Source organism: Cupriavidus necator, assembly GCF_013141915.1.
Classification (GTDB): Bacteria; Pseudomonadota; Gammaproteobacteria; order Burkholderiales; family Burkholderiaceae; genus Cupriavidus; species Cupriavidus necator_B.
The window spans coordinates 102,621-116,714 of sequence record NZ_SROX01000002.1 but is presented as its reverse complement, the minus strand read 5'-3'; the positions used below and the strand labels follow the sequence as shown (position 1 = coordinate 116,714).

Below are 14,094 nucleotides of genomic sequence, written 5' to 3'. Positions count from 1 at the left end.
ACCGGGCCCTGGCACGCCTGGCGGACGGTGTTACTTGCCCGCGAGGACCTGGGCAGGTGCCAGGCCGGTGGTGGTATCCGCGGCGGGTTCATCCTCCTCGGACGGTACCGGCGCGCCGATGGCGCCTTCGCTTTTGGCGACGACGGCGGTGGCAATCGCGTTGCCGAGCACATTGGTCACGGTGCGACCCATGTCGAGTACGTGGTCGATGCCCAGTACCAGCAGGATGCCGGCCTCGGGCAGGCCGAACATCGGCAGTACGGCGGCGACCACCACCAGCGAGGCGCGCGGCACGCCGGCGATACCCTTGCTGGTGACAAGCAGGACCAGCAGCATGGTGATCTGCTGGGTCAGCGACAGCTGGATGCCATACACCTGCGCCACGAACAGCGCGGCAAACGAGGTGTACATGATCGAGCCGTCCAGGTTGAACGAGTAGCCCAGCGGCAGCACGAAGTTGGTGATGCGCTCCTTGACGCCGAAGCGGGTCAGCTGGTCGATCACCTTGGGATAGGCCGATTCGCTGCTGGCGGTGGCGAAGCCGATCATCAGCGGCGCGCGCATGCCCTTGAGCAGGCGGAACACGTCGCGGCCCAGGAAGCAGTAGCCGCCGCCGATCAACGCCACCCACAGCAGCGCCAGCGCCAGGTAGAGGCTGCCCAGCAGCTTGGCGTACACCACCAGCACGCCCAGGCCCTGCGCCGTGATCACGGCCGCGATCGCGCCGAACACGCCCACCGGCGCAAAGGCCATCACGTAGTTGGTGACCTTCAGCATCACGTGGCCCAAACCTTCAATGCCCTGCAGCACCGGCTTGCCGACGCCGTCCTTCATCGTGCCCAGCGCGAAGCCGAAGAACAGCGAGAACACCACGATCTGCAGGATCTCGTTGTTCGCCATTGCCTCGACAAAGCTCTTGGGGAACATGTGGGCGATGAAGTCGCGCAGGTTCAGCGCGCCGGTCTTCAGGTTCGAGGCGGCGTCGGCCGGCGGCAGCGGCAGGTTCATGCCGTGGCCGGGCTCGAGCAGGTTGGCCATCAACAGGCCCAGCAGCAGCGAGGTGATCGAGGCGCCGATGAACCACATCATCGCCTTCATGCCGATGCGGCCGACGGCGCGGCCGTCGCCCATGCTGGCAATGCCGGACACCAGCGTGGCGAACACCAGCGGCCCGATGATCATCTTGATCATCCGCAGGAACACGTCGGTCAGGATGGACAGGTGGTCCGCAATCGATTTGGCGGTGGCGGCGTCCGGCGCCAGGTTGTGCGCGGCGGTGCCGGCCAGCACGCCTAGCAGCATCGCAATGAAGATCAGGGTGGGCAGTCGATTCAGTTTCATCGTGGATCAGGCCTGTGCGCCCGTTCCGGGGCCGGGACGGGCGTCTGTGTATTGCAGGAGGCAGGGCGACGTCGGGGCGCCGGGCCGGCCGTGTCGGGGTTCAGCGCGGCAACAGGAGCCGGGGATGCGCCGGGATGGCGACTGGGGTGGGCAAGGCGGGGTCGGTCATGGGTGTGTCCTCCTTTGTTTTTTCGGCATCGGCCGGGACGCTGGAGCGTGCCGGCGTACCTGTCTGGCGCTGTGAGCGGCGGCCTATATTGCACGCGCCGTGCCAGCGGAAAGGCCTTGCTTGCGCGACGCAAGTTATTGAAAGAAAAGGAGAAAATGATGTGATCCCGGCGCATGGTTCGGGAACCCGGATGGGAGCGCGAAAACGCCGTTCGGGAATCCGAACGGCGTTCTAGGTGTTAACCCCCGGTTTTTTGGCGGAAAGTGGAGAGGTGAGGGGGGCCGGACACAGCCACGGCGCCGGAAAAAACCGAAGGCCCCGCTTAAGGTGGTTCCTTGCTGGAGAACACCTTGCCTGGGCAAGGTCCGGCGACTTGGAGCACCCGAAAACGGTAGCCCTAGCCGCCCAGCAGGCGGTAACACAGGCGCGCGGCCACGCGCGCGCCGCAGCCGTCGCGGTCGTATCGCGGATTGAACTCGGCAATATCGGCCACGCGCAGCTTGCCGCTGTCGCGCAGCAGCGTGGCGATGGCCTCGACTACCGCCAGCGGCACGCCATAGGCGGCCGGGGCCGAGACGCCAGGCATGACCGCGGCGGGCAGCACGTCAAGGTCGATGCTCAGGTAGACGTGGTCGGCATCGGCGACCCAGCGGTCCAGTTCGGCCAGCCGCGCGTCGAGGTGGCGCTCCTGCATGTCGGTGTCCTCGACATGGCGCACGCCCAGCGCGTGGGCGCGCGCAAACAGCGCGGCGGTGTTGCCGAGCCGGCTGACGCCCAGGCAGGCGTAGTCGAATGGCATGCCGCGTTGCCGGCAGTCGGCGGCGATCTGGTCGAAGGGCGTGCCGGAGCTGCCGGGGCGGCTGCCGCGCAGGTCGAAATGCGCGTCGAGGTTGACGATCAGCACGCGGCCGCGGTCGCCGCGCGCATCGAGGTGCATGCGCAGCCCTTGCCACGTGCCCCACGCCACCTCATGCCCGCCGCCCAGCACCAGCGGCCAGGCGCCCACCGCCAGTTCGGCGGCCACGGCCTGGCCCAGCCGCTGCTGCGCGGACTCCAGCGCATCGCCTTCGCAGTGGATGTCGCCGCCATCGATCAGGCGGCCGATGCCGTGCGCCGGCACGCCGGCCAGGGCGCGGCGCAGCTCGCGCGGGCCGCCGGCAGCGCCCGGCCGGCCCTGGTTGCGCACCACGCCGGCGTCGCCGCAGAAGCCCAGCAGCACCGGCACGCCGGGCGTGCGCGGCGTGGCCGGGCCGGCGACGATATCGAACAGGCGGCGGGTGTCGCCCGCCTCGCCGGTATCGCGGCGCCCGCGCCAGGCCGTATCGTGGCCGGAGGCGGCCGCAGCGGCCGCGGCGGGCGCGAAGTCTGCCAGGTCGCTCATTGCAGCCGCCGCCCCAGCGTTTCGGGCACCATCAGCAAGCCCAGCAGCGACACCAGGCCGCAGCCGATCACGTAAAGCGCGGGAGCGTTGACATTGCCGGTGGCCTGGATCAGCTGCGTCGAGAAGTACTGCGCAAAGCCGCCGAAGATGGCGATGGCCACGCAATAGGCGATCGACAGGCCGGTGGCGCGCAGGCGCTTGGGCAGCACCTCGCTGACCAGCACCATCGATGCCGGCGCGGTCATCGACATCGGCACCGACAGGCAGGCCACCACCACCAGCAGCCGCGCCAGCGAGGGCTCGGCATTGATCAGCACGAACGCCGGGTAGACCATCGCCAGCAGCGCCACGCGCGACCACAGCACCACGGTCTTGCGGCCAACGCGGTCAGCCAGCCAGCCCGCGAACGGCGACAGTGCCACCTGCACCGCGGCGGCTACGCAGCCCGCCCAGATGCCCAGCGACAGCGGCATCTTCAGCACGCTCACGGCGTAGTTGCTGAGGTAGTAGACGACGATATAAGTGGAAGACGCCAGGCCGATCATCAGCAGGATGCAGGCAAAGATTTCGCGCGCATGCCGGCGCAGCAGCGGCCATTGCGCGGCGTGTTCGCCGCTGTGCGCGGGCGTGGCGGTCTCTTCCAGGCGGCGGCGGATCAGCAGGCCGACCGGGATTACCAGGATGCCGATCAGGAAGGCCAGGCGCCAGCCCCAGGACGCCAGCTCGGCCGGCGCCAGCAGGTTGCTCAGCAGCAGGCCGGTGACCGCGCCCAGCAGCGCGGCCAGGCCCTGGCTGAACGGCTGCCAGGCGGTATAGAAGCCGCGCGTGCGGTCGTCGGCGTATTCCAGCAGCAGCGCGGTCGAGGCGCCCATCTCGCCGCCAATGGCGAAGCCCTGCACCAGCCGCGCGACCACCACCATGATCGGGGCCAGGATGCCGATCTGCGCGTACGGCGGCGTCACCACGAAGATCAGCGAGCTCAGCCCCATCAGCCACAGTGTCAGCGCCACCGCCGGCTTGCGCCCGGCGCGGTCGGCATACATGCCGATCAGCAGGCCGCCGAGCGGCCGCATCAGGAAGCCCACGCCAAAGGTGGCGAACGACATCAGCAGCTGGCCGGTGGGGTTGTCGACGGGGAAGTAGAGCCGGCCGATCAGCGTGGCAAAGAAGCTGTAGACCACGAAATCGTAGAACTCGAGGCCGTTGCCGATGGTGATGGCGGCAATGGCGCGCGTGCGCGACAGCGCGGGGGTGGGGGCGCCGGGCTGGGCGCCTGCGACACCAACACCATCGTAGGCGGGTGCAGTGGTATCGGATGGCATGCGATTGTCTCCTGTAGGAATGCGTTGGCTTGCTCCCCTCTCCCACGCCAGTGGGAGAGGGGCCGGGGGAGAGGGCCGGCGTCTCCAAGAGGAGGGCGTGTCGTCATTGCGAACGCCCGCCCTCTCCCCCGCCCCTCTCCCGCAAGCGGGAGAGGGGAGCAAACACTGGGTTCTTGAGCGCCGATCAGTCGCGCAGCATCGGCAGGTCCAGGCCCTGCTCGCGCGCGCAGTCGACGGCGATCTGGTAGCCGGCGTCGGCATGGCGCATCACGCCGGTGGCCGGGTCGTTGTGCAAGACGCGAGCGATGCGCGCCGCGGCTTCATCGGTGCCGTCGCACACGATCACCACGCCGGAATGCTGCGAGAAACCCATGCCCACGCCGCCGCCGTGGTGCAGCGAGACCCAGGTGGCGCCGCTGGCGGTGTTCAGCAGCGCATTCAGCAGCGGCCAGTCAGAGACTGCGTCCGAGCCGTCCTGCATCGCTTCGGTCTCGCGGTTGGGGCTGGCCACCGAGCCCGAGTCCAGGTGGTCGCGGCCGATCACGACCGGCGCCGACAGCTCGCCGCTGCGCACCATCTCGTTGAACGCCAGGCCCAGCCTGGCGCGCAGGCCCAGGCCGACCCAGCAGATGCGCGCCGGCAGGCCCTGGAAGCTGATGCGCTCGCGCGCCATGTCGAGCCAGCGGTGCAGGTGCGCGTCATCGGGGATCAGTTCCTTGACCTTGGCGTCGGTCTTGTAGATGTCCTGCGGATCTCCCGACAGCGCGGCCCAGCGGAACGGGCCGATGCCACGGCAGAACAGCGGGCGGATATAGGCGGGCACGAAGCCGGGGAAGTCAAAGGCGTTGGCCACGCCTTCTTCCTTGGCCATCTGGCGGATGTTGTTGCCGTAGTCGAAGGTCGGCACGCCCAGCTTCTGGAAATCCAGCATGGCTTGCACATGCGCGGCCATGGATGCCTTGGCGGCCTTCACCACCACGGCCGGCTCGCGCTGCGCGCGCTCGCGGTATTGGTCCCAGCTCCAGCCGGCGGGCAGGTAGCCGTTGAGCGGGTCGTGCGCGCTGGTCTGGTCGGTGACCATGTCGGGGCGCACGCCGCGGCGCACCAGTTCCGGCAGCACTTCGGCGGCGTTGGCGCACAGCGCGATCGAGATCGCCTTGCCCTGCGCGGTGTAGCGGTCGATGCGGGCCAGCGCGTCGTCCAGGTCAGTGGCCTGCTCGTCGACATAGCGCGTCTTCAGGCGGAAATCGATGCGGCTCTGCTGGCATTCGATATTGAGCGAGCAGGCGCCGGCCAGCGTCGCCGCCAGCGGCTGCGCGCCGCCCATGCCGCCCAGGCCGGCGGTCAGCACCCAGCGGCCCTTCAGGTCGCCACCATAGTGCTGGCGGCCGGCTTCGACGAAGGTTTCATACGTGCCCTGCACGATGCCCTGGCTGCCGATATAGATCCAGCTGCCGGCGGTCATCTGGCCGTACATGGCCAGGCCCCTGGCGTCGAGTTCGTTGAAGTGTTCCCAGTTGGCCCAGTGCGGCACCAGGTTGGAGTTGGCGATCAGCACCCGCGGCGCGTCGCGGTGGGTGCGGAACACGCCGACCGGCTTGCCCGACTGCACCAGCAGGGTCTGGTCGTCCTCCAGCCGGGTCAGGGCTTCGACGATGCGGTCATAGCATTCCCAGTTGCGCGCGGCGCGCCCGATGCCACCATAGACCACCAGTTCCTTCGGGTTTTCCGCCACCTCGGGGTCGAGGTTGTTCATCAGCATGCGCAGCGGGGCTTCGGTCAGCCAGCTCCTGGCGGTGAGCTCGGTGCCGCGCGGCGCGCGGATTTCGGTGTCGCGGAAACGCGTGGGTTGGGTGGGGGTCTGGCTCACGGGTAACTCCTTCGGTCTGGCGGGTCTGGAACGCGCGCTGTCGGTCAACGCATAGGCATGTATATTCCTGTATATACAAGTCCGCATGAATCGGGGTAATCCCGTACGACACGGCGACGAAATGCGCCGCTTTCGTTACAAATGCGCAGGGAGTTTGGGTTGAGGCACCCGGCCTAGGAGGTAAACCGGCCTTCCAGCCGATGCAGCGATCCGGGATGCACGAGCCGCACCGACGTCACCACGCGGCCGGCGGACCAGGTGCGGCGCCGGATCAGCAGGCAGGGCTCGCCGCGCGCGATGGCGAGCAGCTCGCACTCTTCCGGCAGGGCCAGCACGGCTTCGACCACGTGTTCGCCCTCGGTCAGCGGGGCGATGCGGGACAGGTACTGGTAAGGGGTTTCGCTGGTGAAGTCCTGCGCCAGGTAGTCCGGCGCGACCACGGCATTGACATAGCGGTCCTCCAGCTGGATCGCCACGTCGTCCTCATAGTGGACGATCACCGAATGGAACACCTGCGCTTCCAGCGCGACCTCCAGCGCGGCGGCCTGCGCCGGACCGGCGCGCTCCGCCGCCAGGCTGACCACGCGCGCGCGATGGCGGTGTCCGCGCGAGGCGATGTCATCGGCAATATTGTTGACCGCATACAGCGCGGTCCGGCGCTTCGGTTCAGCGACAAAGGTGCCAACCCCTTGCAGCCGCACCAGCATGCCCTCGGCGGTCAGTTCGCGCAGCGCGCGGTGCACGGTCATGCGGCTTACGCCGAGCGCCTCGACCAGCTCGGTCTCGGACGGCACGCGGTGATGGGGCGGCCAGGTGCCGTCAGCAATCCGGCTGCTGATGTGCTGCTTGACGCGCGCATAGAGCGGCGCCGGCATCGGGTCGGACACGAGCGACAACGGGTTCCCCTTGGGTTCGGCCAGGCGGCCATGCGACAGGCGCCGAATGTATCACGCTCAGCGGCGCCGGCTACGAGGCCTGCGCATTGCGTTGCGCGTATCCGGCCAGGAACACGTCCAGCGCCACCGGCCGCCCGATCGCATAGCCCTGCGCATAGTCCACGCCGATCGCGCGCAGCGCGTCGAGGGTGCGTTCGTCCTCCACCCACTCCGCCACCGTGCGCACGCCCAGCCGATGCCCGATATCGTTGATCGAACTGACGATCTCGCGGTCGACGGCGTTGTCGGCCAGTTGCCGGATAAAGCTGCCGTCGATCTTCAGGAAGTCCACCGGGAACTGCTTCAGGTAGGCGAACGAAGACAGGCCGGAGCCGAAGTCATCGAGCGACACGGTGCAGCCGGCGCGCCGCATCTCCGCCACCAGGCGGTTGGCCGCGGCCATGTTGTTGATCAGCGCGGTTTCGGTGATCTCCAGCCGGATGCGGCTGGCGGGCAGGGCGCTGGCCTCCAGCTCGGCATGCAGGAACGGCAGCAGGAACGGCTCGCCCAGCGAGTTGGCCGACAGGTTGATCGATACCGACAGCCCCGGTATCGCCCGCAGCCGCTCGCCGTAGCCGCGCAGCACGTTGCGGATGACCCAGCGGTCGACATGCCCCATCAGGTCGTAGCGCTCGGCGGCGGGAATGAAGGCGCCGGGCAGGATCAACTCGCCGTGCTCGTCGACCATGCGCACCAGGATCTCGATATGGCGGTGGGCGCTGCCGTCCGCGTTCTGTTCCGGCTGCAGCGCGCGGATCTCCTGCGCGAACAGGCGGAAGCGGTTGGCCTCCAGCGCGGAGTGGATACCGGCGGCCACTTCCAGCTCGCGGTGGTGGCGGCGCGCGTCGCTCTCGTCGCGGCGGTAGACCGAGACCCGGCTGCGGCCCGCGGCCTTGGCCGCGTAGCAAGCCACGTCGGCGCGGCTCATCAGTTCGCTGACCGGCGGCACGTCGAGGTCGATCGCGGCGATGCCGATGCTGGCGCCGACGTCGTACACGCGTCCTTCCCACGGGAAGCGGCGGCCGCGGATGGCGTCGATCACACCCTGGCAGACCTGCTCGGCCTGGTCGACGGTGCAGTCCTTGAGCAGCAGCGCGAACTCGTCGCCGCCCAGGCGCGCCAGCACGTCGTCCGGTCGCACATGGTTGCGGATCAGGTAGCCGAGCTCGCGCAGCAGCACGTCGCCGGCGCCGTGGCCGGCGGTGTCGTTGACGATCTTGAAGCGGTCCAGGTCGATAAAGCACAGCGCCGCGCGATGGCCGTGCAGCCGCGCCGCCTCGCACGACTCGCGCAGGCGCTTCTCGAACCAGGTGCGGTTGGGCAGGCCGGTCAGCGCGTCATGCATGGCCGAGCGCGCCAGCTCCCGCTGCAGCGCGCGCGCGTTGGTGATGTCCTGGAACACCAGCACCGCGCCCAGTACCTCGCCGCGCGCGGTCAGCACCGGCGCGGCCGAGTCCTGCACGTCGTGGCGTTCGCCGGTCAGGCTGTGCAGCACGGCGCCTTCCTGCAGGTAGGCCGGCGTGAGCGTGCGCAGGCAGGCTTCGACCGGGCTCGGGATGGGCTCGCCGCTGGCCTCGTCGACGATGCGGAAGACCCGTTCCAGCGGCAGCCCGGTGGCGCCGGCCATGGTCCAGCCGGTCAGCTGTTCCGCGATCGGGTTCATGAAGGTCACCTGCATAGTGGCGTCGGTGCAGATCACCGCATCGCCGATCGAGCGCAGCGTGATATGCAGGCGTTCCTTCTCCTCGAACAGCGCATCAGTCAGGCGGCGCTGCTCGGTGATGTCCCAGTTGGTGCCCACCAGCGCATGGGCAGTGCCGTCGGCGCCGCGGGTCACCATCGCCATGGCGCGCACATGGCGTACCTCGCCACCGGGCCGCACGATGCGGTATTCGGTGTCGAACGGCGCCTCGTCGCGGATGGCGCGGCGCATTTCGCCGCGCACGCGGGGGACATCGTCCGGATGCACCAGTGCGATCCATTGCTCCGCGAGCGGCGCGCCGGCGGCGGGATCGGTGCCGTGCAGCGCATGCATGCGCGCATCCCAGGTAATGTCGGCTCCGGCGAGGTCCCATTCCCAGATGCCGACACCGCCGGCTTCCACCGCCAGCTGGATGCGCCGCGACAGCCGTTCCAGCTCTTGCTGCGCCAGCTTGCGCGCGTGGATGTCTTCCACCTGCGTGATGAAGTGCTGCGGCTCGCCGCTTTGCTCGTCGCGCACCAGCGAGACCGCCAGCAGCACCCAGCGGTAGTGGCCGTCCTTGTGCCGGTAGCGCTTTTCCAGGCGGTACGCCTCGACCTTGCCGGACAACAGGTTGGCGACCTGGCGCAGGTCGCCGGTGAGGTCGTCGGGATGGGTCAGCTGCTGGTAGCTCAGCTCGCGCAGTTCGGCCGCGCTATAGCCTAGCAACTCGGTCATGGCGCGGTTCACGGTCTGCCAGCGGCCGTCCATGTCGACCAGCGCCATGCCGATCGCCGAATGCTCCATGGCCTGGCGAAAGCGCTTGTCGCTGCTGCGCAGGCTGGCGCGGCCGTGCCGGTTCTGCTCGGTCAGGTAGGCGATGCAGACCGGCAGCACCATGATCACCGCGGCCGACAGCGGCACCGCTTCATGGCGGTGCGAAAGCAGCATCAGCGCCTGCAGGCACAGCGTGGCCACCAGCGCCAGCAACGCGGTGGCGAACGGATTGCCGGCCAGCGCCAGCAGCACCAGCGGCAGCGACATCGCGGCGAACGGGTCGTGTCCCTGCCACTGCGCCACGGCGCCGATGGCCAGGCTCAGCGCCAGCGCGCCGGCCTGCGGCGCCAGCATCTGCCGCGCGGCGGCGGCGCGCACGCGACCCGCCGTCATCGACAGCATCATCGGCAGCAGCAGCGCCATGCCCAGCGCGCTGGCCTGCCACCACGTCCACCAGACCGGGGCGAAGCGGCTGCCCTCGACCGCGGCGATGGCCGCCGCGCCGGCGGTGGCGCCGACCATCGGCGCCAGGATGCCACCTACCGCCAGCATCACCGAGAACGCCGCCAGCGGTCCCTGGCGCCCGGAAAAGCCATGCCGGTCCAGCACGCGCAACAGCAGCAGCGCGGACAGCATCTCCGCCAGGTTGGCGCCGGTCAGCATCAGCGCGGTGCCGACGCTGTCGCCGGCACCGTGGTTGGCCAGGACGCTGGCAACCAGCATGCCAGCCAGCAGCCACGGCCCTTCAGCGCGCGGCCGGTGCAGCAGCAGGCCCAGCCCGAACGCGTTGGGCAGCCAGACCGAGGCCACGGTCCCAGGCAGCCGCGCCAGCCACAGCGCCGCCGCCGCCAGCACGAAGTAGCCGGCGCCGGCCAGCAGCAAGGCCAGCCAGCGGCGCGGCGGGGCGGAAGGGGCCGGGGCGGCCTGGTGGCTTGGCGGGGCCGTGTCGGGCGTCATGGACGATAGCGGTGCAAAGGCGATGCGGTTGGGGTCAGGACGGAAGGGGCTTGACCGGCGCGCCCGGCGGCACGGCCCCCGAAACACCCGGACGTACTGCCGCCCAGCGTAATGGGCAATGTAGCGAGGATAGGCGCATGGCCATCGGCAGGACAGGGGCAGGTTGGGGGGTTACTTGGCTCTGGTGCTGGGGGCGATTTTTTGGTAGGGGCGGTGGCGATCGCGGCAAGCGTGGTGGTCCGTGAGCACCCGTTCCGCGCCGATAACCTCCCCGGTAATCGCGCTGCGGCGCCCACGCACCGATCATGCAGCCATGGCCTCACGCCATACCCAAGCGCTTGACCACCCTACCCAAGGAGAATGCCATGTCCGCTGCCACCCCGGCCCAGTCCCCGCAGGTTGCACACGCCGCCACGCTCGCCGACCGCTACCTCGCGGCCTGGAACGAGACCGATGCCGCGCGCCGGCGCGAACTGATCGCGGCGGCGTGGACCGAATCGGCGAGCTATGTCGATCCGCTGATGCGCGGCGACGGCCATGCCGGCATCGACGCGATGATCGCCGCGGTGCAGGCGAAGTTTCCGGGTTTTCGCTTTACCCGCGTGAGTCCGGTCGATGCGCATGGCGAGCACCTGCGCTTCAGCTGGGAACTTGGTCCCGCCGGCGAAGCGGCGCTGGTGGTCGGCACCGACTTTGCCACCGTCTGCGCCGATGGCCGGCTGGCGCGCATGACCGGCTTCATCGACCGCGCCCCGGCCGGGCTGGCCTGAGCCCCGCAGGCGCTGCCGCTATGTGCCCTTTCCCACCGACAGCCCCCCGTGCCCTGGCGGCAAGCTGGGGCATCCAGTGCGGACAGGGGAAGGCAAATGGCGCGGGTACTGCGGAGGGTGGCATGGGGGCTCGCCGCCACGGCTGTCGTCGTGGCGGCGACGGCGTATGCCGCGGCTTGGGTGGGCGAGCGCAAGGCGCAGCGCATTGTGCACGTCCAGGTCGCCCCCGTTGCCATCCGCGAGGATCCCGCCGCCATCGCCCATGGCAAATACCTGTACGAATCGCGCGGCTGCATGGAATGCCATGGCGCCGGCGGGGGTGGCAAGCAGGTGATCGACGACCCGGGCGGCCTGCGCGTACGCGCGCCGGACCTGACCCGCGCCAATCCGGCCATCGCCACCTACCAGCCGGTCGATTGGGTGCGCAGCATCCGCCATGGCGTGGCGCCCTCGCACCGCCCGCTGCTGGTGATGCCCAGCGAAGACTACAACCGGCTCAGCGATGAGGACCTGGGCGCGCTGATCGGCTACCTGCGCAGCCTGCCGGCCGCGATGGGCGCCCCCGCCGAGATCACCATGCCATGGCTGGTGCGCGCGCTGTATGGCGTGGGGGTGGTGAAGGACGCGGCGTCCAAGATCGACCACAGCCTGCCGGCGCAGCCGGCGATGGTGCCCGAGCCGACCGCCCGCTATGGCGCCTATGTCGCCAGTGTCTGCGTGGGCTGCCACGGGCCCGCGTACCGTGGCGGCAAGATCCCCGGGGCGCCGCCCGACTGGCCGCCGGCGGCGGACCTGCGCCCGGTGCCCGGCGGCGCGTTGGCGCGCTACGGCCAGCCCGCGGCGTTTATCGAGATGATGCGCAGCGGCAAGCGGCCCGACGGCACCGCGGTCAGTCGCGTGATGCCGTTCGATTCCTTCGGGCGCATGAACGATACCGAGCTGACGGCGCTGTACCTGTTCCTGGCCGGCTTGCCGCAACGCTGAAGCGGCGGCGGCAGCCTAGCCGCGTGCCAGCCGGCGGCCCGCCGCGATGCCCGGCAGTTCGACCCAGCGGTGCAGCAGCCAGGCCAGCGCCAGCGCCAGGCCGGCATCGATGGCAAAGCGCAGCAGCTGCATGGCGGTCTGGCCCGCGCCCAGTTCGGGCATCAGGCGCTTGACCGCTTCGATCACGGTGGGATGGGTCAGGTACAGCGCGTAGGACAGTTCGCCCAGCCAGATCAGCGCGCGCGGCACGCGCAGCATGCCGGTGTGTTCGGCCGCGACCGCGCCGGCCACCAGCAGCGCGGCGGGCAGGCCGCGTCCGGCCAGGCTGAAATCCGGCCCGACCAGCGGCAGCGACAGCGCGAACGCCGCGCCGCCGACCGCCAGCAGCGCCAGCGCCAGCGCCGGCGTCAGCAAGTGGCGCCAGCGCGCGTAGGCCCATGCCAGCCCGCAGCCCAGCAGGAACTCGAGCACCAGCGGATTGCTCGCCATGGCCAGCCATGGCGCCGCGAACGCGTAGCCCTGTGCGGGATCGGCCACCAGCGTGCCGAAGCGCCACCACGGCAGCGCCAGCGTGAACAGCGCGAAGATCGCCAGCACCACCAGCAGCGCGCGCCGCCCGGCCAGCAGCAGGCCGAGCGCGAAGGCCGCGTAGAACGCCAGCTCATAGTTGAGCGACCAGCCCACGTACAGCGCCGGATAGCCGTAGTAGGGGGCATGGTCCGTGGACGTCGGCAGGAATGCCAGCGACGCGGCGAACACCGCCGGCGTGACCGGGTTCAGCAGCAGCGCATGGATCGCCGACATGGTCCAGTACGGCGGTGCCAGCCGGCAGATGCGCCGCACCATGAAGCTGAGCGGGCGCTCCGGGCGCGGCCGGGCCAGCACCGCGACCCAGGCGATGATGAAGCCGCTGATGACAAAGAACACGTCCACGCCGACATGGCCGCGCTTGATGACGTTGTGGGTCAGCCAGTTCAGCACCGGCGCGTTGGCGCCACCGAGCGTCAACCCGGAGTGGTAGAGCACCACGAAGGCCGCGGCCAGCCCGCGCAGCGCCTGGATGCTGTCAAGCCGCGCCACCGCCGGCGACTGTGCCGCGCGCAGGCGGGCCGTGGGCGCGTCCGTGCCGGGCGCGGCGGCGCTCGGGGCCGCAGCCGTGCTGGCAGCGGGAAATGAAGGTTCTGGAATAGTCGACGGCACTGTTTCAGCGGCAGGAATCGGATCGAAACGGATAACAAGGCAATCCATGAGGGACAGCCGCGCCTTGCACAAAGTTCGTGCAGAAGCCGCTGGCGGGCACGGTAGGGCGCAAAGCGCCCGGCAAGGTGGCGCAAATTGCACTATCCTCACTTGTCCGTTGCGCCAGGCCCGTTGCGCCAGGCTGCGGCGCAAAGGCAATGACCAGCGGGCAACGTACCCAAGGAGTGTCCCCCAAATGACCACCCTCTCCATCAACGTCAACGGCAAGACCCGTGAAGTCGACGTGGATCCTTCCACGCCGCTGCTATGGGCGCTGCGTGACAACCTCGAGATGACCGGCACCAAGTTCGGCTGCGGCATGGCCGCGTGCGGTGCCTGTACCGTCCACATCAACGGCCAGGCCACGCGCAGCTGCGTGACGCCGGCCTCCGCGGTGGCCGGTGCGCGCATCACCACCATCGAAGGCATCGGCACCGACCGCGTCGGGCGCGCCGTGATGGACGCCTGGCTCAAGCACGATGTCGCGCAGTGCGGCTACTGCCAGAACGGCCAGGTCATGAGCGCCGTCGGCCTGCTGCGCAGCAAGCCGCGGCCTACCGACGCCGACATCGACCAGGCCATGGCCGGCAACCTGTGCCGCTGCGGCACGTACCAGCGCATCCGCGCGGCGATCAAAGACGCCGCCCGTGCGCTGGCCTGAGCGGGAG

The 14,094-nt window shown here is 69.6% G+C and carries 10 protein-coding genes; 3 read left to right on the top strand and 7 right to left on the bottom strand.

What is annotated here, in order from left to right:
* Nucleotides 1-30: 30 nt before the first annotated feature.
* The 6 genes from E5S69_RS05490 to E5S69_RS05465 all read right to left on the bottom strand — a co-directional run bounded on the left by E5S69_RS05490 (nt 31) and on the right by E5S69_RS05465 (nt 10,433).
* Complete coding sequence (locus E5S69_RS05490; RefSeq protein ID WP_171514016.1) at nt 31-1,341, bottom strand: dicarboxylate/amino acid:cation symporter; 1,311 nt, start codon at nt 1,339-1,341, stop codon at nt 31-33.
* Between the two features lie 566 nt (nt 1,342-1,907).
* Nucleotides 1,908-2,891: a formimidoylglutamase gene (gene hutG, locus E5S69_RS05485; protein WP_171514015.1), complete on the bottom strand. Its 984-nt coding sequence runs from the start codon at nt 2,889-2,891 to the stop codon at nt 1,908-1,910.
* Nucleotides 2,888-4,213 (bottom strand): MFS transporter, encoded by a 1,326-nt coding sequence (locus E5S69_RS05480; protein ID WP_171514014.1) that lies wholly within the window; start codon nt 4,211-4,213, stop codon nt 2,888-2,890. Before E5S69_RS05480 ends, hutG begins: the two co-directional genes overlap by 4 nt.
* Before the next feature lie 184 nt (nt 4,214-4,397).
* Nucleotides 4,398-6,083 carry a urocanate hydratase gene (hutU, locus tag E5S69_RS05475; RefSeq protein ID WP_171514013.1) on the bottom strand — a complete coding sequence of 562 codons (1,686 nt, stop codon included), beginning with the start codon at nt 6,081-6,083 and terminating at the stop codon, nt 4,398-4,400.
* A 173-nt stretch (nt 6,084-6,256) separates the two neighbouring features.
* A complete protein-coding gene (gene hutC, locus E5S69_RS05470) occupies nt 6,257-6,958 on the bottom strand; it encodes a histidine utilization repressor (RefSeq protein ID WP_171514443.1) in 702 nt (233 codons plus the stop codon).
* 91 nt (nt 6,959-7,049) lie between these two features.
* Nucleotides 7,050-10,433 carry a diguanylate cyclase gene (locus E5S69_RS05465; RefSeq protein ID WP_171514012.1) on the bottom strand — a complete coding sequence of 1,128 codons (3,384 nt, stop codon included), beginning with the start codon at nt 10,431-10,433 and terminating at the stop codon, nt 7,050-7,052.
* A 365-nt stretch (nt 10,434-10,798) separates the two neighbouring features.
* Between E5S69_RS05465 and E5S69_RS05460 the strand changes: the two genes are divergently transcribed.
* Entirely contained in the window at nt 10,799-11,203 is a 405-nt protein-coding gene (locus E5S69_RS05460; protein ID WP_171514011.1) for a nuclear transport factor 2 family protein, read from the top strand.
* A gap of 96 nt (nt 11,204-11,299) precedes the next feature.
* Nucleotides 11,300-12,187 carry a c-type cytochrome gene (locus E5S69_RS05455; protein ID WP_171514010.1) on the top strand — a complete coding sequence of 296 codons (888 nt, stop codon included), beginning with the start codon at nt 11,300-11,302 and terminating at the stop codon, nt 12,185-12,187.
* A 15-nt stretch (nt 12,188-12,202) separates the two neighbouring features.
* Here E5S69_RS05455 and E5S69_RS05450 read toward each other — a convergent pair whose 3' ends face one another.
* Nucleotides 12,203-13,291 carry an acyltransferase family protein gene (locus E5S69_RS05450; protein ID WP_171514442.1) on the bottom strand — a complete coding sequence of 363 codons (1,089 nt, stop codon included), beginning with the start codon at nt 13,289-13,291 and terminating at the stop codon, nt 12,203-12,205.
* Nucleotides 13,292-13,622: 331 nt separating this feature from the next.
* Here E5S69_RS05450 and E5S69_RS05445 point away from each other — a divergent pair, with 331 nt between their 5' ends.
* Complete coding sequence (locus tag E5S69_RS05445) at nt 13,623-14,087, top strand: (2Fe-2S)-binding protein (RefSeq protein ID WP_171514009.1); 465 nt, start codon at nt 13,623-13,625, stop codon at nt 14,085-14,087.
* Nucleotides 14,088-14,094 lie beyond the last annotated feature (7 nt).

Bases quoted from the DNA above. Each gene is read 5' to 3' on its own strand.
- E5S69_RS05490 (WP_171514016.1), bottom strand. From the start codon at position 1,341: ATGAAACTGAATCGACTGCCCACCCTGATCTTCATTGCGATGCTGCTA.
- hutG (WP_171514015.1), bottom strand. From the start codon at position 2,891: ATGAGCGACCTGGCAGACTTCGCGCCCGCCGCGGCCGCTGCGGCCGCC.
- E5S69_RS05480 (WP_171514014.1), bottom strand. From the start codon at position 4,213: ATGCCATCCGATACCACTGCACCCGCCTACGATGGTGTTGGTGTCGCA.
- hutC (WP_171514443.1), bottom strand. From the start codon at position 6,958: ATGCCGGCGCCGCTCTATGCGCGCGTCAAGCAGCACATCAGCAGCCGG.
- E5S69_RS05465 (WP_171514012.1), bottom strand. From the start codon at position 10,433: ATGACGCCCGACACGGCCCCGCCAAGCCACCAGGCCGCCCCGGCCCCT.
- E5S69_RS05460 (WP_171514011.1), top strand. From the start codon at position 10,799: ATGTCCGCTGCCACCCCGGCCCAGTCCCCGCAGGTTGCACACGCCGCC.
- E5S69_RS05455 (WP_171514010.1), top strand. From the start codon at position 11,300: ATGGCGCGGGTACTGCGGAGGGTGGCATGGGGGCTCGCCGCCACGGCT.
- E5S69_RS05445 (WP_171514009.1), top strand. From the start codon at position 13,623: ATGACCACCCTCTCCATCAACGTCAACGGCAAGACCCGTGAAGTCGAC.